Raw genomic sequence first — 22,039 nt, forward strand, 5'->3', positions numbered from 1 at the left:
CCATGGCTGACGCCCGGCCCGCCGAGACCGAGACGCTCCTGAAGGTCCGCCCGACCGTGTTCGTGGCGCTCGGCGGCACCGGCATGGAGGTGCTGCTGCGCCTGCGCCGGCGCATCCTCCAGGCCGACTGGAACGGGACGCGGATCAGCGCCCTCGACCAATTCCCGGCCGCGTCCTTCCTCTACTTCGACACAGACACCCTGGAGGCCCGCGAGGCCGGCCGGGCGGCCGCCACCGACGCGCTCTCGGCCAAGGTCGCGTTCCGCGAGGGCGAGACCCTGCAGAAGGCGGTCAACCTCGCCCGCTACCAGGCCGAGCGGCGCAGCTACCCGCATATCGATTCCTGGCTGCCCGCCCGGGACCTGTCGCGCATCGACGCCTCGAAGGGCGCGGGGCAGATCCGCGCCATCGCGCGGCTGCTGTTCTTCGACGAGGTGCGCAGCTTCATGGACCGGCTGACCGCCAAAGCCGGCGCGGTGCTGGCCAACGTCTCGAACGAGGCGCAGCTGCGCGCGCTCGGCCTCGACACCGCCACGGACCTTCGCGTCGTCGTGGTGGCGTCGGTGGCCGGCGGCACCGGCTCGGGGGCGGTGATCGACGCCGGCTACGCGATCTCCTCGCTCGAGACGCCCAAGCGCCCGGACGCGGTCGATCTCTTCCTGGTCCTGCCCTCGGGCTATGTCGGCGCCAACAAGGACCGGGTCTTCGCCAACGGCGTCGCGACCCTGTCCGAGCTCGAATACGCCATGCGCGGCAATCCCGAGCCGCCCTATGTCGAGAGCTGGGGCGACCACGCCCGGGTTGCCCGCGGGGTCGAGCGGCCGTTCAGCGACGTCTACCTGTTCGACACCCAGAACCTCGCCGACCAGCGCACCGGCGCGATCGGCGACCTCTACGACATGATGGCCGACGTGCTGTTCGAGGATTTCGGCAATTCCGAATTCTCCGGCCGCAAGCGCTCGACCGGCGTCAACCAGACCCAGCACAAGATGCGCAAATGGGCGCCCCCGAGCCCGGACCGGGCCGGCCGGGCCGCCCTGTTCTCCCTGAACTACTCGGCGCTCGGCCAGGCCGTGCTCGCCACCCGCGGCAGCCTCGAATTCGAGGAGCACGCCGCCCGGGCGGGTCTCGGCATGGTCGAGGCGTTCTTCGGCGTCGCCCGGGGGCAGGGCGAGCGCCACATCCCCACGGTCGAGGAGCGGGACCGCTTCGCCGCCGACCGCCTCGCCCTGCGATTCTCCGCCTTCGAGGCCTTCCCGAAGGTGCTGCGGCCGGCGCCCCCCGGCATTCCCGAATACGACCTCGTCGGCACGCTGCTGCAGCGGGCGGACGGCTCGTCGATCCAGGAATCGGTGGCGCTCGGCGTCGAGGAGGCGGTGGACGCGATCAGGACCGAGATCGCGAGCCCCCGGGACTGGGCCCCGAACCTGCGCAAGGAGGCCGAGCGCCTGCGCGACGACATCCTGGGCCGCACCGGCTCAGGGGCCGCCTACGGTCCCCGTGGCGCCGAGGTGCTGGACGTGCGCGCCAAGCTCGAATCGGCCTGGCTCTCCGACAAGGACGGCACGCTGCCGGCCGCCCTCTACCGTCTGCTCGACGATCAGGAGCGCGGCGGCCTCGATTATGCCCGGGCGCTGATCGAGGGCGTGAAGGACCTGATCGAGGCCGATGGCGGCGCGCTCGCCCGCCTCAATGCCGCCGCCGACACCTATGCCCGGCTCGCCGACGAGATGCTCGCCGAGCATTTTTCCGCCTCGCTCAGCCGGCTGGATCAGGTCCGACCCGGCCTGATCTTCTCCCATCGCCGCGACGCCGAGCGCTACCTGGAGCAGGCAAGGGAGGATCTGCGCGGCTCCTGCGTCCTGCGCATCCGGTCGGTGGCCGCCCGCGAGGCGGCCGAGCTGCTGCGCCGGGTCTCGGCCAAGCTGGGCACCCGGACCGGGCGCGACCCGGAGACCGGCGCCGCCCGCTACGACGGCCTGCTCGGCGCCCTGAACCAAGGCCACGAGGATGTCGGCCGGCTGATGCGTGAGCTGCGCCTCGACATCGCCGAGATCCGCAACGCCATCGAGCGCCCCTCGGGCGGCACCTTCCTGGTCCTGCCCTCGGGCGACCTGCCGGACAAGATCGCGGTCGCGCCCGCCGAGCAGCTGGCCTGGGCCCGGGAGGCGTTCCGGGCCTATGGCGGCTCCCGGGCGATCTTCGCGCTGCTGCGCGAGGAAGACACCCGCGCCGACCTGCTCAACGCGGTGCGCGACATGGCCCGGCGCCGGCTCGGGCCGCACCGCGCTCGTATCCCCTCGGCGCTCGACGCCCTGCGGGAATTGCCCCCCGCCCGGCAGCGCGAGACCCTGGAGCTGATGCTGCTGCGCTGCATGCCCTGGATCTACGCGCGCTTCGACGCCTTCAGCCCGGGTGGCGACCAGTTCAAGACGATCCTGGCGGTGGAGGGCGCGCGCGCCTTCCAGGCCGAGTTCGGCCCGATCCTCCGGGCGAGCCTGCCGCCGGTGCTCGGCGCCGGCGAGATCGGCTTCCTCGAATCGAGCCAGCGCGGCCGCATCGTCTGCTACTGCGAGCTGTCCGGCGTGCCGCTCGACGTGCTCGGCCCCCTGCGGCGCGACTGGCGCAACGCCTACGCGCAGGAGCTCGACCGCCTCGACGCGATCCCGCTCCACAACCACAAGGACTATCTGCGTTTCCCAGACCCGGTCGCCCCCTCGGCCGAGGAATCCGACGCCCTGCGCGAGACCCTGTCGCTGTTCCTGCGCGCGGTCTGCCTCGGCCTGCTCCAGCGCGCGCCGGAAACCGGGCTGTGGCGCTTCGCCTTCGAGCCCGGCGACTGGCGCAGCGTCGGCTCGGAGCGGACCCTGCGGCGCAAGCTGTTCGACCGGGTCCAGCGCGCGGCGATCGCGGCCCAGCTCGCCGAGGCCGAGGCGGCCCTGTCGCCGGTCCAGAACCTCGCGATGGCGGCGCTCTTCGCCTGGACCGCCAAGCGCGCCTACGCGCCCCGGCGCGAGACGGTGAATTTCGACGCCGAGGCCCGGGTCGGCGGGATCGGCCACGCGGTGGCGGACGCGCTGAGCCGGCGCTGGCGTCAGGGCGCCGTCGAGGCCGGCGGCCTGCCGGGCGATCCGGACCGGCTGTTCGACGCGTTCCTCGCCCAAATCGACGCCTGGACGAAGCCGATCCCGGGCAGCCTCGCGGACGTACCGGCCGAGGAGGCCAACCGCGACCCGGCCGACCCGCCAGCCCTGCGGGCCGTGGACAAGCGCGTGATCGAGCCCGCTTCCTTCACCACGGAGGGGCTGCTGCGACTGGCCAACCCAGCCGCGTCCGTCCCGCCGCCACCGCCGCCGGCCGCGCTCTTCTACGTCTACCGCAACACGGTCGAAGGCCCGTTCCCGCTCTCCGAACTGGCCGCCCAGGCGCGCGCCGGCACCCTGAGCGCGGCCACCCAGATCCACCCGCAGGGCGGAGCCTGGATCACCGCCGGCGACCACCCGGCGCTCGCCCCGCTCCTGGCACCACCGCCGCCACCGCCTCCGGCTCGCTGAACGCGCATGCGGTTGGCGACGGTGTGGTCAACGGTTTCACGCCGGCCACACCGTCATTGCGAGCGCAGCGAAGCAACCCAGTGTAGCGCTACATCTTGAGAGCGCGCGCTGCCCTGGGTTGCTTCGCTGCGCTCGCAATGACGCCGGTGGCGCTAAACGCCCATGGCCAAAACCTGCGCCCGCGCCGCCCGGATCGCCGAACGGGCGAAGCGACCGTTCACCAGCGTGGGATCGGATTCATCGCCATCCAGCACAGTCCGTCGAAGCGCCGTGAGGGCCGGGTCGCCCCAGGCGTCGAGCAGGCGCCCGAAGGCGAGATGGCGGGCGGCATCGAAGCCGGCCCGGCGGCCGGCCGCGTCCTTGGCGGGATGCGGCGGATGGAGCGCTGCGCAGGGCACGAGGCCGGCCGGGATCGGCGCGGTCGCCGCATGGGTCCGGCCGAGCCACAGGAGTTTGGGCAGGATGTGGCTGTGCGGCCCGGGGGCGCTCGCGCCGCCGGCCGGCGGGATCGGCGTGTAGACCTCGATCCGGCCGAACCGGGCCAGGAACACCCGGTGCGGGCTCGCCGCCACGAGCATCGGCCCGATCGGGTTGCCGGGCGCGAAGACCGGCCGGCCGGCGGCGGCCCGCAGGGCGTCGATCAAGCCGGGATCGGCCACGCGCAGGCAGGCATCGACCGCCCGAAGCCCGAGGCCGAGATCGAACAGGATCGCCCCGCGATCCTGCACCCGCGCGGCCGCCGCGTCGGGCCCGAGTTCCGTCAGCACCGCGCGCCGGCCCATGGTGCAATCCGCCTCGGGCAGGCACAGGGCGACCGCCTGGCTCCAGCCGCCGGTGAAACCGGTCTCGTAGGCGAACGGCACCAAGTCCGGTGACGCGGTGAGCGCGATCGCGCCCCGCGGGGTCGCAAGCCCGATCCGGCCGTCCTCGCGGATCGCCACGGGCTCGGCCGGATTCCGCGCGAAGGCCGCCACCGCCCCGTAGGCGCCGAGGCTCCAGGCACAGGCCGGGTCGGCGAGGTGGTCGCGCAGCAGGGACTCGACCGATCCGCCCGTCATCGGCACCCGATAACGCAAGACCAGCCCTGGCGAAAACCGCGCGGGCGAACATCCCCGCAGGCAACACGCCTTGACACGGCCGGCGAATGACCGGAAGTCGCGGGTCGATCATCGAGGTTGTTCTCGGCGCGGCGGGCGCGATGCCCGGGACGACCGAGGCGGAGATGTCCGCGGGGCTGGCCGACGGCATCCGCGGGGAGGGACGCGCTGGCATGGACGTGATCGAGACCGAGATTCCGGACGTCAAGCGCATCAAGCCCAAGCGCTTCGGCGACAGCCGCGGCTGGTTCTCGGAGACGTTCCGGGTCGACGCGATGGAAAAGGCCGGGATCACGACGCCGTTCGTGCAGGACAACCAGTCCTTCTCGGCCCCGCAGGGCACGATCCGCGGGCTGCATTTCCAGATCGCCCCGCAGGCGCAGGCGAAGCTGATCCGGGTGCTCCAGGGCGCGATCCTCGACGTGGCGGTGGATATCCGCAGCGCCTCGCCGACCTTCGGCAAATACGTCGCCGTGACGCTGGACGCCGAGTGCGGCGAGCAACTCTACATCCCGCACGGCTTCGCCCACGGCTTCTGTACCCTGACCCCCGACGTCATGGTCGCCTACAAGGTCGACGCCTATTACAGCCCCGAGCACGACCGGGCGCTGGCCTGGGACGATCCCGCGATCGGGATCCCGTGGCCGGTCTCCGGCGCAGCCGCGATCCTGTCCGACAAGGACCGCCGCGCGCCGAAGCTCGCCGACCTCGGCCAGGTGTTCTGAACGGCGTTTCCGGCCGCCCCGCGGCCGGGCCGTATTTTCGTCACGCCGGGCGGTCTTTAGCTGCCGGCAGCTCATTTTCATCCGCGATCGATCCGAAGGGGACCCGCCATGCGCATTCTCGTGACCGGAGGCTGCGGCTTCATCGGCTCGGCGCTGGTGCTGCATCTCGTCAACGATCTCGGCCACGAGGTCTGCACCCTCGACGCGATGACCTACGCGGCCAACCCGATCTCCCTGGCGTCGCTCGCCGACAACCCGCGCCACCGCCTCGTCGAGGCCGACATCTGCGACCGCGCCGCCGTGCAGGCCGCCATCGCCGCCTTCAAGCCGCAGGCGGTGATGCACCTGGCCGCCGAGAGCCATGTCGACCGCTCGATCACCGATCCGGGCGCCTTCGTGCGCACCAACGTCATCGGCACCCAGACCATGCTGGACGGGGCGCGGGGCTATTACGAGGCCCTGCCGGAGGCGGAGAAGACGACCTTCCGGTTCCTGCACGTCTCCACCGACGAGGTGTACGGCTCGCTGCCCCCGGACGCGTTCTTCACCGAGGACAGCCGGTACGATCCGCGCTCGCCCTACTCGGCCTCGAAGGCCGCCTCCGATCACCTGGCGCGGGCCTGGCACGAGACCTACGGGCTGCCGGTGCTGGTGACCAATTGCTCGAACAATTACGGGCCGCGGCACTTCCCGGAGAAGCTGATCCCGCTGATGATCCTCAACGCCCTCGAGGGCAAGAAGCTGCCGGTCTACGGCGACGGGCTGAACGAGCGCGACTGGATCCATGTCGAGGACCACGCCAAGGGCCTGGTCGCCGTGTTGGAGCGCGGCCGCATCGGCAACACCTACCTGCTCGGCGGCCGGGCGGTGCGCAACAACCTCGCGGTGGTGAAGGCGCTCTGCGCGGCCTTCGACCGGCTACGGCCCAAGAATGGCCCGCACGAGCGGCTGATCAGCTTCGTCACCGACCGGCCGGGCCACGACCGGCGCTACGCCATCGACTGCACCAAGGCCGAGACCGAACTCGGCTGGCGGCCGCAGAAGACCTTCGAGCAGGCCCTGGAGGAGACCGTGGCCTGGTATCTCGACAACGAGAGCTGGTGGCGCCCGATCCGCGAGGGCCGCTACACGGGCGAGCGCCTGGGGCTGACCCGCTGATGGACATCCTGGTCCTCGGCGGCGCCGGCCAGGTCGGCACCGAGCTGCAGGCCCTGGCCTGGCCGGCCGGCGTGTCGGTGCACGCGCCGACCCGGGCTGAGCTCGACATCACCGATGCGGGCGCCGTCGCCCGGACCCTGGAGGCGCGCGCCTACCGGGCGGTGATCAACACCGCCGCCTACACCGCCGTGGACAAGGCCGAGTCCGACGTGGTCGAGGCCTGGCGCCTCAACGCCCTCGCCCCGGCGATCCTGGCGGCCGCGACCGCCGCCAAGGCGATCCCGCTCGTGCACGTCTCGACCGACTACGTCTTCGCCGGCACCAAGCCGGACGGCGCCTACGCGCCGGACGCGCCGATCGACCCGCAGAGCGTCTATGGCGCCAGCAAGGCCGCGGGCGAGCTCGCCGTGCGCAGCGCCAATCCGCGCCACGCGATCGTGCGCACCGCCTGGGTGGTGAGCCCGCACCGGGGCAACTTCGTCAAGACGATGCTGCGGCTCGCCGGCGAGCGCGACGCCCTGACGGTGGTCAACGACCAGCACGGCTGCCCGACCTCCGCCTCCGACCTCGCCGCCGCCCTGGCGACGATCGCCCGGCGCCTGGCCGAGGATTCGGACGCGCCCACCGGGACGTTCCATTATGTGAATGCCGGCGCCACCACCTGGCACGGCTTCGCCGAGGCGATCGTCGCGGGATCCGCCAAACGCGGCGGCCGGTCGATCCCGGTCACCGGCATCCCGACCTCCGCCTACCCGACCCCGGCCCGGCGGCCGGCCAATTCGCGCCTGTCCACCGACAGCCTGACGGCGGCCTACGGCATGACGCCCCGGCCCTGGCAGGCGGCGCTCGACGACATCCTGGACCGGCTCGTGGGGCCGGTTCGAGAGGGAGCTTCCAAGCCATGAAGGGCATCGTTCTGGCCGGCGGATCCGGCACGCGCCTGCATCCGGCCACGCTGTCGATCAACAAGCAGCTGCTGCCGGTCTACGACAAGCCGATGATCTACTACCCGATCTCGGTGCTGATGCTCGCCGGCATCCGCGAGATCCTGATCATCTCCTCGCCGGAGCACCTCGACAATTACAAGCGCCTGTTCGGCACCGGCGAGCAGTTCGGCCTGCACTTCACCTACGCGGTGCAGCCGCGGCCGGAGGGCCTCGCCCAGGCCTTCGTGATCGGGCGCGACTTCGTCGGCACCGACGACGTGGCGCTGATCCTCGGCGACAACCTGTTCTTCGGCGCCGGCATGCGCGAGCTGCTGAATGAGGCGCGCGCCCGCAAGTCAGGCGCGACGGTGTTCGCCTACCACGTCGACAACCCGCAGGCCTACGGCGTGGTCAATCTCGACAAGACCGGGCGCCCGACCAAGATCGTCGAGAAGCCGCAGAAGCCGGAATCGACCTGGGCGGTGACCGGGCTGTACTTCTACGACAACCAGGTGCTCGACATCGCCGCCGCGGTGAAGCCCTCGGCCCGGGGCGAGCTGGAGATCACCAGCGTCAACGAGGCCTATCTCGAGCGCGGCCAGCTCTACGTGGAGCGGATGTCGCGCGGCTATGCCTGGCTCGACACCGGGACCCATGACAGCCTGCTGGAGGCGAGCGAGTTCGTCCGCACCCTGCAGAACCGCCAGGGTCTCCAGGTGGCCTGCCTGGAGGAGATCGCCTTCCTGCAGAACTTCATCACCCGCGATCAGCTCATCGCCCGCGGCGAGATGTTCGCCAAGACCAATTACGGCCAGAACCTGCTCCGCCTCGCCCGCGAGAGCGAGGACGAACTCGCGCTGCGGTAAGCTGTACTCCTGACGGGGTCATTGCGATCGAACGGCGCGTTCGCTCGACGGACCTCCAAATCTCCCCTCATCCTGAGGAGCGGCGCAGCCGCCTCGAAGGATCCCTCCAGGGATCGCGCGGCTGGCTGGAGGCCTCCTTCGAGGCCTCCGCTGCGCTCCGGCACCTCAGGATGAGGTGCCGGGTGGGAAATTGTTGCAGCGGACCGTCTCGGAGGAGGCGAGACCGCAAAACCCTATTTCGGGCTGCAGCCGATGCAGATGCCCTGAGAGATCTTGTCGTCCTGGATCTGCTGCTGGGTGCGGTCGCGCCGGTCGTTCGGGGTGGCGGCGCCGGCGCCGGAGGCGGGCGGCATCGTGCGGCCGACGGGAGAGGTGTGCGGCGCCGTCACCGTCGAGGTCGGTCCGCCGCCGGTTCCGGTCTGGGACTGCGCCGCGGCGGCCGTCGCGGCCAGCATCGGCAGCAGGGCCGAGAGGCCGAGGATCGTCATGGTGCGGGTCATCTGTCCGGATCTCCTTGCCCGGACCTAACGCGAGCGTGACCACCCGGTTCGCGCCCCCGGGCGAACTCCCCGTTTGTTCGCCTTTGCAGACCGGGCCCGGCGCCGTATCAGGGGCGCGCATCCCCGATCCAGTGTCGAAACCCCGGAGCCGCCGCGACGATGCGGGACCCCAACGCGATCGACTTCTGGCGCGGCTTCGCCCTCGTGACGATTTTCGTCAACCACATCCCGGGCAACACCTTCGAGCGCTACACCTTCTCGCAATACGGCATCTCGGATGCCGCCGAGCTGTTCGTGTTCCTGGCGGGCTGGTCGATCGGCATCGCCACGCGCCGGCGCGACGGGACCCCGGAGCCGGCCGGCCAGAGCGTGGTCCGGCTGCTCGCCCGCACCGTCGAGGTCTACCGCGCGCAGCTCACCGTGATGCTGCTGGCGCTGGCGCTCATCGCCGGGTCGGCGCTGCTGCTCGACAACCCGCTGATCCTCGAATGGCACAATGCCGGCGGCTTCTTCGCGGACCCGATCCAGTCGGTCTGCGGCATGGCGCTGATGACCTACCAGCTCGGCTTCTTCAACATCCTGCCGCTCTACGTGGTGCTGATCGGTATCGCGCCGATCTTCGTGCTGGTCGGCCGTGTCAGCCTGATCGCGGCCCTGGCACTGTCGGGGGCGATCTATCTCGCCAGCCTCGTCTTCGAGTGGAACGTCCCGTCCTGGCCCGGGGAGGGGGATTGGTTCTTCGATCCCTTCTGCTGGCAGGTTCTGCTGGTGCTGGGCTTCGTGCTCCAGGGCTGGAACCTGCGCTCCGATACCCTGCGCCGCTGGTCGCGACGCCTGATTCCGGCCGGCGTGGTCATCGTCATCCTGGGCATCGCGCTCGCCGTGACGGGTCTCCGGCCGGATCCGCTGATGGTGCCAGAGCCGCGGTTGCTGTTCACGTTCGAGAAGACCTACCTGACACCGGCGCGGCTTCTTCATTTCCTGGGGGTATTGCTCGCCTTCGCGCCGCTCTACGCATTTCTGGCTCCCCGAATCGGGGTGGTCGGGCGCTATCTGAGTCAGCTGGGCCGGAACTCCCTGGCGGTCTTCTCCATGGGCTCGATCCTGAGCCTGATCGGGCAGCTCGTGCGTTTCCAGACCGGCGGCGGCGTGCTGGTCGATATGCTGGTCGCCGGAAGCGGCCTGGTCGGTCTGGGGTTCACCGCATGGTTCGTCGAATGGCGCAGCCGCACCAAGTCGTCCCGGGCCCGGTCGTGAGGCGTGCGCGCGTCCCCGTCCCCCGCTGGGCGCTGGCCGCGCTGATCCTGGGGGCATTGGTGCCGGGGGCGGCCGCGGAGCAACCGGCCGATACGGGCGCCGGTGACCAGCCCGGCCTGTCGCAGGAATGCCGGGTCCCGGGCGCGCAGCTCTACACCATGGCCAAGCTGGGCGCGGTCCGGACCGCGCTCGGCGAGAACCGTCCGCTCAGGATCCTGGCGATCGGCGGCAGTGCCGCGCCGGGCGCCTCGGCCTCCTACCCGGCCAAGCTCGAAGCCGCCCTGGAACGGGCGCTGCCGAAGACCGACGTGTCGATCGACCATCGCGGCCTGCCGGGGGAGATCGCCTCCGGGGCGGCCGAGCGCCTGCGCACCATGGTGGCGGAGGCCGAGCCTGACCTCGTGGTCTGGCAGGTCGGCACCCACGATGCCATCGCCCGGGTCGATGCCGACGCCTTCGCGAGCGCGCTCAGCGAGGCCGTGGCCTGGATCCGCTCGCACGGGATCGACGTGGTTCTGGTCGACCCGATCTACACCGCCAGCATGGCCGCCGACGTCGATTACAACCGGATCGTCGAGGCGGTCCGCACCGTAGCCGCCCAGCAGCAGGTGCCGCTGGTGCGCCGCTACGAGGCCCTGCATTACCTGTCGAGCCGCAGCGACAAGGGCGAGGGCCATATGCTCGGCCGCCAGTTCCGGCTCAACGATCTCGGCCTGCGCTGCATGGCCGAGCACGTGGCGCTGACCATCGCCACCTCGCTGATGCGCACCGACCCGGCTCCGGACCCGAAGGCCGCCCCGGGCGCGCCGCCTTTAACCGAGCCGCAACGCGCCCCGGGCTAGACCTGGAAACCCGCGATCGTTCACCCACGATCACTGGACTATCGCCCCGGATATTGGATCTCGGACGATGCTCCAGCGGGTTTGACGGGACATCGTCTGTTTCCGATCCGGCGGCCGCCTTTCGGGACGATGCTCCGAGCCCGGCGCGGAGCGCGTAGTGTCAGCCACGGCCGTCCCAGCCCCCACCAAGCTCGCCGCCGCCGGCCGGCGCCTCCACGCTTTGCGGAGCGGCCCGGCGCGGGCGGCGCTGACCGTCTTCGCCATCCGGGTCGGGGCGGCCGGCTTCGCCTACGCGGCCCAGGTGCTCGCCGCCCGGCTGATGGGCTGGGACGCCTACGGGGTGTTCGCTGCCGTCTGGGTCTGGACCGCCATGCTCGGCCACACCCTGACGCTCGGCCTGTCGCAGGGCGCCTGCCGCTTCGTGCCGACCGACCAGGCACGGGGCGATCTCGACCTCGCCCGCGGCTATATCCGGGCCGGTGCCCTGGTCACCGGCGGGGCGGCGCTCAGCGTGGCCGGTCTCGGCGCCGCCCTGTTGTGGCTGGAGCCCGGCCTGTTCGCGCCGGCCTACCGGGCGCCGATCGCGGTCGCGCTCTGCGTGATGCCGCTCTTCGCGCTCCAGGATTATCTCGAGGGCGTGGCGCGCAGCCAGAACTGGGTCGGGCTCGCCATCGCGCCACCCTACCTGCTGCGCCAGGGCCTGATGATGGCCTGCATGGTCGGCGCCGTGCTGCTCGGGGCGCCGCCCCGGGCCGAGGTCGCGATGGCCTGCATGCTGGTCGCCGCCGCCATCGCCACCGCGCTGCAGGCCGGCCTGCTCGTGGCGCGGCTGCGAGCGGATCTGCCCGCCGGTCCGCAGCGCTACCGGTGGCGGACCTGGCTCGGCACCGGCCTGCCGATCGCCGGGGTCGACCTCGCCAATGCCGGCTTCACCTTCGTCGACGTGATCGTGCTCGGGGCCCTGGTGAGCCCGGCCGAGCTCGGCCTGTATTTCGCCGCGACCCGGATCCAGCAATTCGTGGTGTTCGTGCATTTCGCCGCCAGCGCGGCGACGCTCCAGCGCTACAGCGCCGCCCATGCCCGGGCCGACCGTGCCCTGCTCGCCGATCTGGTGCGCCGCCAGGGCCGGCTGACCGCGGGTGCCACGGCCCTGGTCGGCGGCGCGATCGTGGGCTTGAGCCCCCTGCTGCTGGCGATGTTCGGCCCCGGCCTCGGGTCCAGCGTGCCGATCCTGGCCGTGCTGGTCGCCGGCAGCGTCGCGGCGAGCCTGTTCGGACCGGGCGAGGATCTCCTGACCATGCTGGGCGGCGAGCGCCTCTGCGCCGGGATCACCGCCCTCATGCTGATCGTGGCCTGCGCCCTATGCCTGATGCTGATCCCGCTCTTCGGCACCTTGGGGGCCGCCCTGGCGGTGGCGCTGGCTACGATCGCGCGCGCCGCGTTGCTCGCCCGCGCCGCCGGCCGCCTGCACGGGCTGCCGACCCCGATCTGGTCCGCGGGAGCGATCCGGTGAACGCCCTGGCGCAATCCAAGCGGACGACATCCGGCCTGTCGGTCTCGGTCGGCCCCGCGCCCGAGCCGGCGGCGTGGGACGCGCTGTACGCGTCGAGCGCCGCCCCGCACCCGCACTACACGCACCACGCGGTCGCGGCCCATCGGGAAGCCGGGCTGCTGCCCGGGGCGCTCAGCTTCGTCACGGTCCACCGCGGCGGCGATCCGGTCGCGCTCCTGCCCTTCACGCTGCGGCGCGATCTCGCCGGTCTCGGCGGCCGGGTGGCGCAGCCGTTCCTGTCGCCCTTGGTGACCGCCACAGCGCCCCAGGTGATCGACGGACCCGACCGCGCGGCGGCGATCCAGGCCCTGGTCGCCGGGCTGGAACAGGCGTCCGGCGGACGGGCCTGGCGCTGGCCGCTCCTGCCGACGGAAGACGGGGCCGTCCCCGAGATGCTCGCGGCGATGCGGGCGCGCGGCTGGGCCATCGGCATCGTGACGGCGTTCGAGCGCCCTTTGATGGTGCGGCGGGTCGATCACGACGCGTTCCTGACCGGGCACCCGAACCGGTCCCGGTTCAAGGATCTGCGTCGGCGCACCCGCCGCCTCTCCGAGGCCGGCACTGTGGCCCATGTCGGCGCCGCGGGCGGGCCGGAACTGGCGCGGCTTGTGGCCGATTTCCTGGCCCTCGAGCGGAAGGGCTGGAAGGGTCAGGCCGGCACCGCGATGGCTTGCCGGTTGGACACGGCGGCACTCGCGCGGGCTCTCTTCGCCGAACGGCCCGGCCCCGTCGGCGTCCGGGCGGATGCCCTCACGCTCGACGGCCGGCCGATCGCGATCAGCCTGGCCCTGGTCGGTGGGGGCAGAGCGACGCTCCTGAAGACCGCCTACGACGAGGACCTGCGCAGCCACGCGCCCGGCCTGCTCTTGGAGGCGGAGATCGTGCGCGCCTGCCACGAGACCGGCTTTGCGGACACGCTCGATTCGGCGACGCTCGACGGCTCGGCCCTGGAGAGCCTCTACCGCGAGCGAACCCGTATCGCCGAGATCATCGCCTTGCCGCCGGGGGATCGCACCCTGTCCCTGGAGCGACGCCTGCGGCTCGCCCGGTTCGAGCACGCGGCGCGCGCCGCGGCCAAGCGGGCTCTGCGGCGGCGCTGAATCCGACGCCTACCGGTTGCGGTACGGACCCTCGCCCTGGACCTGGTCGTAGACGCCGTGTCCGGTCCGGGCCCGATAGGCCCTGCCGGCGATCTGGCCGGGGGTGGGCGGCGTGCCGGGCTGGGCGAAGCTCGTCTCCGGACGATAGGCTGGGCCCCAGCCGATCTCCTCGTCGCCGGCCGGGTCCTTGCCGGGGAAGCCGGTGGCGTAGCCGACGCTCTGCGCCAGAGCCGGGGCCGCGGCCAGCCCGAGCAGGGCCGCGAGGGTGAAGCGGAGCGTGGTCCTGGAGCGCATCGATCGTCTCTTTCCATGGCGATCCGCCGGGCGGATCCTCTAAGGGGGAAACGCCGGTGCGCGACGCGCGTTCTCGGGGGCGCATCCGTGTCGCGGGGGGATCCTGCTCCGCCGGCCCGGACGATTCCTCGCCGAGGGGCCCGGGTCGCCATGGAGGATTGGAAGGCCGGGTTGCGGGCCGAATTGCGGGCGATCGAGATCGCCACCGCCGATGCCGCGGCGTCGGTGCTGCCGGATTTGCTGCGACGCCTGCGCCATCATCAGGCCGGGCTCGGCGGCCCCGCTCTCCTGACGCTCTACCGGCGCTGGCGGATCCGGCGTCTCTCCCGGGCGGTGGCGGATGCGCGCTGGCAGGTGGAGCAGGGTCGGCTGGCGCGTCTGGGCGGCCTCGATCCGCGCCGGTGAATCGGCGGCCGGCTCAGGCCGCGGCCGACCGGCGTGCGCCCGGACGTACGGCCTCCCGCTTCGTGCCGGCGGCACGGCCCGGCTGCTCCTTCTGCTCGGCCGCCGGGGCCGGGAGGCGCACGAGGACGACGGTGCCGACCGTTTCCTCGGAGCGGATGCGCAGCGAGCCGCCGTGCAGCTCGACCATGGAGCGGGTGATCGCCAGCCCGAGCCCCGAGCCCTTGTGGCTGCGGGTCATCTGCGCCTCGACCTGGGTGAACGGCCGGCCGAGCCGGGCGAGGTCGGCCCGGGGGATGCCGATGCCGCTATCCTCGACGAACAGGTGGGTGCTGGCGCCCGCCCGGCGGACCCGGACCGCGACGCGCCCCCCGGCCGGCGTGAACTTCACGGCGTTCTGGACGAGGTTCGCCAGGATCTGCTGCATCGCGCTCGGATCGGCCAGCAGCTCGATTCCGGGCTGGACGTCGACGCCCAGCGCGATCCCCTTGTCCCGGGCGGCCGCCTCGACCAGCCCGAGCGCGGAGGCGACGGCGGCCTCAGCCGGGATCGGCCGCGGGTTCAGCCGCACCCGGCGTGCCTCGAGCCGGGCCATGTTGAGGATATCGTCGATCATCGAGAGCAGGTGCGAGCCGCTCTCGCGGATGTCGCGGCAATATTCGGTGTAGCGCGGGGTGCCGAGCGGTCCGAGGACCGCATTCTCCATCACGTCGGCGAAGCCGATGATCGCGTTGAGCGGCGTGCGCAGCTCGTGGCTCATATTGGCCAGGAATTCGGACTTGGCCTGGCTGGCGGCCTCGGCGGCGGCCTTCTGGTCGAGGTAGCGCTCGGCCAGGTCGGCGAGCTGCTGGGTCTGGAGTTCGAGGGTGCGGCGGGAGCGCTTGAGGTCCTTGACGGTCTCGATCAGCTCGCGCTCGGACGCCTGCAGCTGCTCCTGGTGGCGCTTCAGGCTGGTGATGTCGGTCCCGACCGAGACGTAGCCGCCATCCTTGGTGCGGCGCTCGCTGATCTGGAGCCAGCGGCCGTCCGTGAGCTCGGCCTCGAAGGTCCGGGCGGCCATGTCGGTGAGGGCGAGGCCGGCCTCGGGGGATTCCCGTCGGACCTGAGGCAGCACGCCCCGCCCCATCACGTCGGTGTAGCTCCGGCCGGATTGCGCATCCTCGGGGCTGAGGGCGTGAAGGTGGCGGAACTTCGAATTGCACAGCACCAGGCGGTTGCCGGTATCCCAGAGGACGAAGGCCTCGGAGATCGCCTCGACGGCGTCGCGCAGGCGCATGTCGGAGGCCGCGTTGGTCTCCTCCAGGGCGCGCTGCTCGGTGATGTCGGTGGCGATGCCGACAAGGTGGCGCCCGCCATCGGTGGCGTCGGGCATGACCTCGGCCCGGGCGCGCAGCCAGACATACGCGCCGTCGGCGCCCCGCATCCGGAAGGCGTGGTCGACGCAGGTCTGGGCGGCGGCGAGACCCCGGGCGAGGCTGTAGAGGTCGCCGTCATCGGGATGGACCAGGGCGTTCACGGCCCCGAAGGAGAGATATTCGTGCTGCCGCTGGTAGCCGAGCAGGGCGTACATCGAATCGGACCAGTAGATCCGGCCCCGGGCGATGTCCCAATCCCATAGCCCGCAGGCGCCGCGGCGCAGGGCGGTCTCGAGCCGGCCGCGGATCTGCTCGCGGGCGCGGTCGGCCCGGGTCGCCTGCCGGCTCTGCAGCCCGTAGGCCAGGCCGACGCCGACGATCACCAGGATCGCGGCCCCGACCAGCACGATCTGGTCCCGGGCCCGGGCGCTCCAGCCGCGCATCAGCGGCTCGATCGGCTGCAGCACCGCGACCTGTCCGGCCCCGTCGGGCAGGCTGTGGATGGCCGCGAGCACGCTCTCGCCGCCGGGCAGGTCGAGGGCCATGGCGCCGGCGCGCTCGCCGAGGCCGGAGAGCGGCTCGCTGTCGCCGAGCACCTGCGCCAGGGTCGTGGCGTCTGAGGGAAGGGGCGGATGGGCGGCGGCGATGCGGGTATCGGGCCGCACCAGCAGCAGGCGCCGGCCGGGATGCCGCTCGCTCTCCGGCATCAGCACGCGCAGGTCCGAGGCCTTACCGGCGCTCGGGACGATCGCCCGGGCGGCCAGCCGGGCGAAGCCCTCGACCTCGGCCTTGGCGCCGGCCAGGATCTCGGCACGCTGCCCCTGGATGTGGAGCGCCGCGAGCCCGACCAGGCAGGCCAGGAAGACCGCCAGGATGCCCGGCACGGCGTAGCGCAGCCACCGCTCGATCAGACCGAGCCGCGGATCCCGGACGCGCATCGGCCAGGAAACGGCGAGACTCGAATCCGCACGCGCGGAGAAGGAAGCGGAAGCCGCCTCCGGCATGGCCGAACCTCACCCAAGGGAACTGCGATCCGTCCGTGGCGTCTCGCGCCCCTCGAATCTGACGCGATAGAACCATCTTCGAGGGGCGTTTGTCCACGGATTTTTTACCATTCGGCCTTGACGGACCCTATGGGTTACGACTCAGCGACAGAATCGATTTCTACCGCAGGTTCAGGTACTTAGCCACCTCCCAGGGTGCGTGCGACGATGTCGGCCGTGTCCCGCGACAGGCCCGGGATCGCCTTGATCCGATTAAGCATTTCGCCGGCTTTCGCGGCCCGCGATTTTTCCAGCCGACGCCAGGATCCGAAGGCCGTCAGCAGGCGCGCGGCAACCTGTGGGTTGGTCGAATCCAGCGCCGCGACCGTGTCGGCGACGAGGGAAAATCCGGCGCCGTCGGCCCGTGCGAACTGCGTCGGGTTGCCGAACGCCAAGGTTCCGATCAGCGCGCGCACCCGATTCGGGTTGGTCATGGTGAAGGCCGGGTGCGCTTTCAGCCGGGTGATTCGCTCCAGGGTGCCGGGCTCGGGGATCTGCGCCTGGATCGCGAACCACTTGTCGAGGACCAGCGGCTCGTCGGCGAAGCGCTCCGCGAAGCCCGCCAGCGCGTCCTCCCGGGCCTGACCGGGGATCAGCGCCAGGGTGCCGAGCGCCGCCAGCCGGTCGGTCATGTTGGTGGCGTTCGCCAAGCGCTCGGCCGCGCGCTGCGTCCCGGCCTCGGGATCGCCCGCGGCGATCAGGTCGAGGGCGGCGTTGCGCAGGGACCGGCGCCCGGCCGAGGCAGCGTCCGGGCTGTAGGCCGCGCCGTCGGCCGGGGCGAGGGCGGCGTCGAGATGCTCCAGGCGCGGCCGCAGGGTCCGGCCGAGGCGCGCCCGCAGGTCGAACCGCGCCCGGTGGATCGCGTCGGGATCGACGTCGGCGGACAGGGAATCGGCGGCTTCGCCCTCGCTCGGCAGGGTGAGCACCAGGGCCGCGAAGGCCGGGTCAGCCAGGGCTTCGCCGTCGAGGAAGCGCCCGAGCGCGTCCGCGAAGGCGTCGGCCCGGGCGGGATCGGGGTCGAGGATCAGCCGCAGGGCGACGTCCTGGGCCGCCTGCCAGCGGTTGAACGGGTCGCTGTCCTGCGCCAGCAGCCGCATGCGCTGGGCGTCGGTGAGGTCGAAATCGAGACGCACCGGGGCCGAGAAGTCGCGCAGGAGCGAGGGCACCGGCTCCTCGGTGACCTGCTCGAACACGATCTCGGCCTCGGCACGGTCGAGGACATAGACCCCGTTCCGGACATCCGGGCAGGTGGCGTTCGTGAGCGGCCCCGCAGCGCCGACGAGGCCGAGCGCCACCGGGATCACCAGGGGCGGCGTGTCCTGGCCGGTCTCGCCGGGGAGGCTCTGGGCGAAGCGCAGGGTGCAGCGGGCGGCCTGCGGATCGTAGGCTAGGGCGACGGACAGGCGCGGCGTGCCGGGCCGCTCGTACCAGCGGGCGAAGGCCGAGAGGTCGCGCCCGGTCACGGTGGCGAAGGCCGCTAGGAAGTCCTCCACCGTGGCGGCGCGGCCGTCATTGTCGGCGAAGTAGCGGTCCATGCCGGCCCGGAACGCCTCCGGGCCGATCAGCGTCCGCAGCATCCGGACGATCTCGGCACCCTTGTCGTAGACGGTCGCCGTGTAGAAGTTGTTGATCTCGGCATAGGCCCGCGGCCGCACCGGATGGCGCAAGGGGCCGGCATCCTCGGGGAACTGGCGCGCCCGCAGGGACCGGACCTCGGAGATCCGGTGGACCGGCCGGGAGCGCATGTCGGACGAGAATTCCTGGTCGCGGAAGACCGTCAGCCCCTCCTTGAGGCAGAGCTGGAACCAGTCCCGGCAGGTGACCCGGTTGCCCGACCAGTTGTGGAAATACTCGTGGGCGATGATCGCCTCGATCGCCGCGTAATCCCCGTCGGTCGCGGTCTCGGGGCTCGCCAGAACGTACTTGTCGTTGAAGATATTGAGGCCCTTATTCTCCATGGCGCCCATGTTGAAGTCGGACACGGCGACGACGTTGAATACGTCGAGGTCGTAGGCGCGGCCGAAGGCGGTCTCGTCCCACCTCATGGAACGGATCACGGCATCGAGGGCGTAGTCGGCGCGGGCCTCCTTGCCGGGCTCGACATAGACCGCGCAGGTGACGGCGCGTCCCTCCTGGGTGGTGAAGCGGGTCTCGACCTTGCCGAGCCGGCCGCCCACCAGAGCGAACAGGTAGGCGGGCTTCGGATGCGGGTCGTGCCAGATCGCGAAGTGCCGATCGGCCCCGGCAGGGCCGGATTCGACCAGGTTGCCGTTGCCGAGCAGCACGGGCGCCTCGGTCCGGTCCGCCTCGATGCGGGCGGTGTAGATTGCCATCACGTCGGGGCGGTCGAGGAAGTAGGTGATCCGGCGGAAGCCGTCAGCCTCGCACTGGGTGCAATAGACCCCGCTCGAGCGGTAGAGGCCCATCAGCTTGGTGTTGGCGGTCGGATCGACCTCGGTGACGAGGCGTAAAGCGAACGGCTGCTGGGGCGGGGCGTGCAGGGTGAGGCCCGACGGGGTCGCGGTGTAAGAACTCGCTGCGAGCGCCGCGCCGTCGAGATCCGCCGAGACCAGGCGAAGGTCGTCGCCGTCGAGATGCAGCGGCGCGCCGGCGCGGCCCGCCGGGTTCGGACGCAGGGCCAGGGTCGCGTCGATCCGGGTGGCGTGCGGGTCGAGGCGGATGTCGAGATCGACGCGGTCGATCAGGTAGTCGCTCGGCCGGTATTCCTCCAGGCGGATCAGCGGCGGCGTCTCGGTGCGCATTCGGCTCTCTCTCCGGATCGGGTTCGGCCCGTTCTGGTCCCTCGCGCGGCCCGGCGCAACGCGGGCGCGCAGCTCGGATCACGGATCGGAAAGGCGCGGCGGGCCCGGGGTCAGGACGATGTGGCGGCGATGCCCTTCATGCGCCACAGCCCGCCGATCAGGACGAGGTTGATCGCGGCGAGCAGCGCCAGCAGGCCCCATAGGGCGTCGGGCCCGATCCGCACCAGCAGGAACGCGCCGAGCGGCGGCGCGAGCGCCTGGGCGACCAAGCCGGGCCGGGCCAGCCGGCCGACGAGCCCCGCGTAGCGCTCCGGTCCGAACAGCACGAGGGGCACGGTGCCTCGCGCGATCGAGTAGACCCCATTGCCGGCCCCGTAGACGGCCAGGGCGAGGCCGATCACCGGCCCGTGCGCGGCCAAGAGCAGCAGGCCGAGGGCGACCAGCACGAAGGCGGCGGTCAGGGTCCAGAGCGGGTGGTGCCGGCCCCGGTTGGCGATCTCGATCAGCCGCGCCCCGACCTGCGACGGCCCGATCAGCCCGCCATAGGCGACCGCGGCCGCCAGCGTCTCGCCCCGGGCCTGGAGCAGGGTCAGCAGGTGCACCGAGACCAGCGCCATGATGGTGCCGCCGAGCACCAGCACGCCCGCCATCAGCAGGAAGGCCTGCGCCTGCCAGGGCGCCAGCGGCGCGACCGGCCGCACCCGCCCGGTCGCCGCCATCGCCAGGGGCGGGGCCGGGGGGATCAGGACGAGGACGAGCGGCAGCGTCACCGCGAGGTGCAGGCCGGCATAGGCGAAGCACGTCCCCCGCCAGCCGAGATGGGCGACCAGGAAGGCCGAGAGCGGCCAGCACAAGGTGCTGGCGAAGCCGCCGATCAGGGTGAGGGCGGTGATCGCCGAGCGCGCCTCGGCGCCGTAGAGCCGGCCGAGGGTGGCGTAGGCGGGATCGTACAGGCCGCAGCCCATGCCGAGGCCGAGGATCAACCAGCCGCCGAGGAAGACCGGGAGCGTGGGGGCGAGGCCGAGCACCGCGAGCCCGGCGGCGAGCAGCAGGGCCGCCGCCGCCAGGACCGGCTGTCCCCCGCGCCTCTGGATGACGGCGCCGACCCGCGGCGACGCGAAGGCCGCGACCAGCAGGCCGAGGGACAAGCCGCCGACGATCCAGGCCAGCGGCCAGCCGGTGTCCCGGGCGATCGGCTCCGCCAGCACGGCGGGAATGTAGAAGGAGGAGCCCCAGGCGAGGATCTGGACCACGCCGAGGGCTGAGATCACCGGCCAGCGACGGGTCCGATCGGCCATCGGATCAGCTGGGGCCGAGCAGCGGCAACCACAGAGCCAGCGCCAGCAGCGCGGCCAGCAGCACCGGCACGGTGATCACCAGGCCGACCCGCATGTACTGGCCCCAGCCGATCCGGTAGCCCTTGCTGGCCAGGACGTGCAGCCAGAGCAGCGTCGCGAGGCTGCCGATGGGGGTGAATTTCGGCCCGAGGTCGCACCCGATGACGTTGGCGTAGACCAGGAGCTCGCGCATCAGCGGCGCGAGATCCGGGGCCTGCTGGATCGCCAGGGCGCCGATCAGCACGCTCGGCATGTTGTTCATGACCGAGGACAGGATCGCGGCTCCGAAGCCGGCCGCGACGGTGGCCGCCACCGGCCCGTAGCCGGTGAGCCAGACGAGACCGCGCGCCAGCCCGTCGGTCAGGCCGGCATTCTTGAGGCCGTAGACGACGAGATACATGCCGAGGCTGAACAGCACGATCTGCCACGGCGCGCCGGCCAGCACCGTCCGGATCGGGATGCGGCCGCCGCGCCGGGCCAGTACCAGCATCAGAGCCGCGCCCGCGCAGGTCACGACCGAGACCGGGACCCCGAACGGCGCCGTGACGAAATAGGCGACGAGCAGCAGCCCGAGCAGCGGGAACGCCGCCCGGAACAGGAGCGGGTCGCGGATCGCCTCGCGGGGCGGCTCCAGCCTGCCGACCGGGTAGGCAGCCGGCACGGCGCGGCGGAAATAGAGACCCAGCACCGCCAGGGTCGCCGCCAGCGAGACCAGATCGACCGGCACCATCACGGCGGCGTAGCGCCCGAAGCTCAGGTCGAAGACGTTGGCCGAGACGATGTTGACGAGGTTGGAGATCACCAGCGGCAGGCTGGTGGAATCCGCCACGAAGCCGCAGGCGATGATGAAGGCCAGAGCCGCCTGAGGCTTGAAGTCGAGCTTGAGCAGGATCGCCAGCACGATCGGCGTCAGCAGCAGGGCGGCGCCATCATTGGCGAACACCGCCGCGATGGCGGCGCCGAGCACCACGACCAGGGGGAACAGACGGCGGCCGCGTCCGCCGCCCCAGCGCGCGACATGCAGCGCCGCCCAGTGGAAGAACCCGGCCTCGTCGAGCAGCAGCGAGATGATGATCAGGGCGACGAACGTGAAGGTCGCGTCCCACACGATGTGCCAGACCACCGGCACGTCGGCCGGCTGGATGACCCCCGTGGCCAGGGCGACGCCCGCGCCGATCAGGGCGCTCCAGCCGATCCCGAATCCCCCGGGCTGCCAGATGACGAAGACCAGGGTGACGGCGAAGATGGCGAGCGCGAGCATGCTTGTGC

Annotated in this window: 17 protein-coding genes; 10 read left to right on the forward strand and 7 right to left on the reverse strand. The window is 71.9% G+C overall.

Annotated elements, in window-relative coordinates:
* Nucleotides 1-2: 2 nt before the first annotated feature.
* A complete protein-coding gene (locus tag BMZ47_RS17725) occupies nucleotides 3-3,554 on the forward strand; it encodes a tubulin-like doman-containing protein (RefSeq protein ID WP_091863629.1) in 3,552 nt (1,183 codons plus the stop codon).
* Nucleotides 3,555-3,706: 152 nt separating this feature from the next.
* Here BMZ47_RS17725 and BMZ47_RS17730 read toward each other — a convergent pair whose 3' ends face one another.
* Nucleotides 3,707-4,612, reverse strand: a complete 906-nt coding sequence (locus tag BMZ47_RS17730) for a DUF6925 family protein (RefSeq protein WP_167369062.1) — start codon at nucleotides 4,610-4,612, stop codon at nucleotides 3,707-3,709.
* Between the two features lie 212 nt (nucleotides 4,613-4,824).
* Here BMZ47_RS17730 and rfbC point away from each other — a divergent pair, with 212 nt between their 5' ends.
* The 4 genes from rfbC to rfbA all read left to right on the forward strand — a co-directional run bounded on the left by rfbC (nucleotide 4,825) and on the right by rfbA (nucleotide 8,326).
* Nucleotides 4,825-5,376, forward strand: coding sequence for a dTDP-4-dehydrorhamnose 3,5-epimerase (rfbC, locus tag BMZ47_RS17735; protein WP_091863742.1), 552 nt, complete (start codon nucleotides 4,825-4,827; stop codon nucleotides 5,374-5,376).
* A 108-nt stretch (nucleotides 5,377-5,484) separates the two neighbouring features.
* Nucleotides 5,485-6,534 carry a dTDP-glucose 4,6-dehydratase gene (gene rfbB / locus BMZ47_RS17740; RefSeq protein ID WP_091863631.1) on the forward strand — a complete coding sequence of 350 codons (1,050 nt, stop codon included), beginning with the start codon at nucleotides 5,485-5,487 and terminating at the stop codon, nucleotides 6,532-6,534.
* Complete coding sequence (rfbD, locus tag BMZ47_RS17745; RefSeq protein WP_091863632.1) at nucleotides 6,534-7,439, forward strand: dTDP-4-dehydrorhamnose reductase; 906 nt, start codon at nucleotides 6,534-6,536, stop codon at nucleotides 7,437-7,439. The genes rfbB and rfbD overlap by 1 nt, the downstream gene beginning before the upstream one ends.
* Nucleotides 7,436-8,326, forward strand: a complete 891-nt coding sequence (gene rfbA / locus BMZ47_RS17750) for a glucose-1-phosphate thymidylyltransferase RfbA (protein WP_091863633.1) — start codon at nucleotides 7,436-7,438, stop codon at nucleotides 8,324-8,326. Before rfbD ends, rfbA begins: the two co-directional genes overlap by 4 nt.
* Before the next feature lie 233 nt (nucleotides 8,327-8,559).
* On the opposite strand, the gene BMZ47_RS17760 is transcribed toward rfbA, so the two are convergent.
* Complete coding sequence (locus BMZ47_RS17760; RefSeq protein ID WP_007562280.1) at nucleotides 8,560-8,826, reverse strand: hypothetical protein; 267 nt, start codon at nucleotides 8,824-8,826, stop codon at nucleotides 8,560-8,562.
* A 159-nt stretch (nucleotides 8,827-8,985) separates the two neighbouring features.
* Between BMZ47_RS17760 and BMZ47_RS17765 the strand changes: the two genes are divergently transcribed.
* The 4 genes from BMZ47_RS17765 to BMZ47_RS17780 all read left to right on the forward strand — a co-directional run bounded on the left by BMZ47_RS17765 (nucleotide 8,986) and on the right by BMZ47_RS17780 (nucleotide 13,577).
* Nucleotides 8,986-10,083 carry an OpgC family protein gene (locus tag BMZ47_RS17765; protein ID WP_007562282.1) on the forward strand — a complete coding sequence of 366 codons (1,098 nt, stop codon included), beginning with the start codon at nucleotides 8,986-8,988 and terminating at the stop codon, nucleotides 10,081-10,083.
* Nucleotides 10,044-10,925: an SGNH/GDSL hydrolase family protein gene (locus tag BMZ47_RS17770; protein WP_091863635.1), complete on the forward strand. Its 882-nt coding sequence runs from the start codon at nucleotides 10,044-10,046 to the stop codon at nucleotides 10,923-10,925. The genes BMZ47_RS17765 and BMZ47_RS17770 overlap by 40 nt, the downstream gene beginning before the upstream one ends.
* 157 nt (nucleotides 10,926-11,082) lie before the next feature.
* Nucleotides 11,083-12,438, forward strand: a complete 1,356-nt coding sequence (locus BMZ47_RS17775; protein ID WP_091863636.1) for a lipopolysaccharide biosynthesis protein — start codon at nucleotides 11,083-11,085, stop codon at nucleotides 12,436-12,438.
* Nucleotides 12,435-13,577 (forward strand): GNAT family N-acetyltransferase, encoded by a 1,143-nt coding sequence (locus BMZ47_RS17780; RefSeq protein ID WP_091863637.1) that lies wholly within the window; start codon nucleotides 12,435-12,437, stop codon nucleotides 13,575-13,577. The genes BMZ47_RS17775 and BMZ47_RS17780 overlap by 4 nt, the downstream gene beginning before the upstream one ends.
* Nucleotides 13,578-13,586: 9 nt before the next feature.
* Here BMZ47_RS17780 and BMZ47_RS17785 read toward each other — a convergent pair whose 3' ends face one another.
* Nucleotides 13,587-13,871 (reverse strand): hypothetical protein, encoded by a 285-nt coding sequence (locus BMZ47_RS17785; protein WP_007562288.1) that lies wholly within the window; start codon nucleotides 13,869-13,871, stop codon nucleotides 13,587-13,589.
* A 150-nt stretch (nucleotides 13,872-14,021) separates the two neighbouring features.
* Between BMZ47_RS17785 and BMZ47_RS17790 the strand changes: the two genes are divergently transcribed.
* Entirely contained in the window at nucleotides 14,022-14,276 is a 255-nt protein-coding gene (locus BMZ47_RS17790) for a hypothetical protein (protein ID WP_007562290.1), read from the forward strand.
* A gap of 13 nt (nucleotides 14,277-14,289) precedes the next feature.
* Here the strand turns inward: BMZ47_RS17790 and BMZ47_RS17795 are convergent, their stop codons facing one another.
* The 4 genes from BMZ47_RS17795 to BMZ47_RS17810 form a co-directional block, all read right to left on the reverse strand.
* Complete coding sequence (locus BMZ47_RS17795) at nucleotides 14,290-16,632, reverse strand: PAS domain-containing sensor histidine kinase (RefSeq protein WP_091863638.1); 2,343 nt, start codon at nucleotides 16,630-16,632, stop codon at nucleotides 14,290-14,292.
* 179 nt (nucleotides 16,633-16,811) lie between these two features.
* Entirely contained in the window at nucleotides 16,812-19,433 is a 2,622-nt protein-coding gene (gene pepN / locus BMZ47_RS17800; RefSeq protein ID WP_091863639.1) for an aminopeptidase N, read from the reverse strand.
* Nucleotides 19,434-19,543: 110 nt separating this feature from the next.
* Nucleotides 19,544-20,731, reverse strand: a complete 1,188-nt coding sequence (locus BMZ47_RS17805; RefSeq protein WP_091863640.1) for an MFS transporter — start codon at nucleotides 20,729-20,731, stop codon at nucleotides 19,544-19,546.
* Between the two features lie 4 nt (nucleotides 20,732-20,735).
* Entirely contained in the window at nucleotides 20,736-22,031 is a 1,296-nt protein-coding gene (locus BMZ47_RS17810) for an arsenic transporter (RefSeq protein ID WP_091863641.1), read from the reverse strand.
* Nucleotides 22,032-22,039 lie beyond the last annotated feature (8 nt).

It is taken from the genome of Methylobacterium brachiatum (genome assembly GCF_900113845.1).
In the GTDB taxonomy this organism is placed as follows: Bacteria; Pseudomonadota; Alphaproteobacteria; order Rhizobiales; family Beijerinckiaceae; genus Methylobacterium; species Methylobacterium brachiatum.

What these genes read in the sequence shown, in the direction of transcription:
- BMZ47_RS17760 (WP_007562280.1), bottom strand. Translation starts at nt 8,826, where the DNA reads ATGACCCGCACCATGACGATCCTCGGCCTCTCGGCCCTGCTGCCGATG.
- BMZ47_RS17765 (WP_007562282.1), top strand. Translation starts at nt 8,986, where the DNA reads ATGCGGGACCCCAACGCGATCGACTTCTGGCGCGGCTTCGCCCTCGTG.
- rfbC (WP_091863742.1), top strand. Translation starts at nt 4,825, where the DNA reads ATGGACGTGATCGAGACCGAGATTCCGGACGTCAAGCGCATCAAGCCC.
- BMZ47_RS17725 (WP_091863629.1), top strand. Translation starts at nt 3, where the DNA reads ATGGCTGACGCCCGGCCCGCCGAGACCGAGACGCTCCTGAAGGTCCGC.
- BMZ47_RS17730 (WP_167369062.1), bottom strand. Translation starts at nt 4,612, where the DNA reads ATGACGGGCGGATCGGTCGAGTCCCTGCTGCGCGACCACCTCGCCGAC.
- BMZ47_RS17770 (WP_091863635.1), top strand. Translation starts at nt 10,044, where the DNA reads ATGGCGCAGCCGCACCAAGTCGTCCCGGGCCCGGTCGTGAGGCGTGCG.
- BMZ47_RS17810 (WP_091863641.1), bottom strand. Translation starts at nt 22,031, where the DNA reads ATGCTCGCGCTCGCCATCTTCGCCGTCACCCTGGTCTTCGTCATCTGG.
- BMZ47_RS17785 (WP_007562288.1), bottom strand. Translation starts at nt 13,871, where the DNA reads ATGCGCTCCAGGACCACGCTCCGCTTCACCCTCGCGGCCCTGCTCGGG.
- BMZ47_RS17795 (WP_091863638.1), bottom strand. Translation starts at nt 16,632, where the DNA reads ATGCCGGAGGCGGCTTCCGCTTCCTTCTCCGCGCGTGCGGATTCGAGT.
- BMZ47_RS17805 (WP_091863640.1), bottom strand. Translation starts at nt 20,731, where the DNA reads ATGGCCGATCGGACCCGTCGCTGGCCGGTGATCTCAGCCCTCGGCGTG.
- pepN (WP_091863639.1), bottom strand. Translation starts at nt 19,433, where the DNA reads ATGCGCACCGAGACGCCGCCGCTGATCCGCCTGGAGGAATACCGGCCG.
- rfbA (WP_091863633.1), top strand. Translation starts at nt 7,436, where the DNA reads ATGAAGGGCATCGTTCTGGCCGGCGGATCCGGCACGCGCCTGCATCCG.
- rfbD (WP_091863632.1), top strand. Translation starts at nt 6,534, where the DNA reads ATGGACATCCTGGTCCTCGGCGGCGCCGGCCAGGTCGGCACCGAGCTG.
- BMZ47_RS17790 (WP_007562290.1), top strand. Translation starts at nt 14,022, where the DNA reads ATGGAGGATTGGAAGGCCGGGTTGCGGGCCGAATTGCGGGCGATCGAG.
- rfbB (WP_091863631.1), top strand. Translation starts at nt 5,485, where the DNA reads ATGCGCATTCTCGTGACCGGAGGCTGCGGCTTCATCGGCTCGGCGCTG.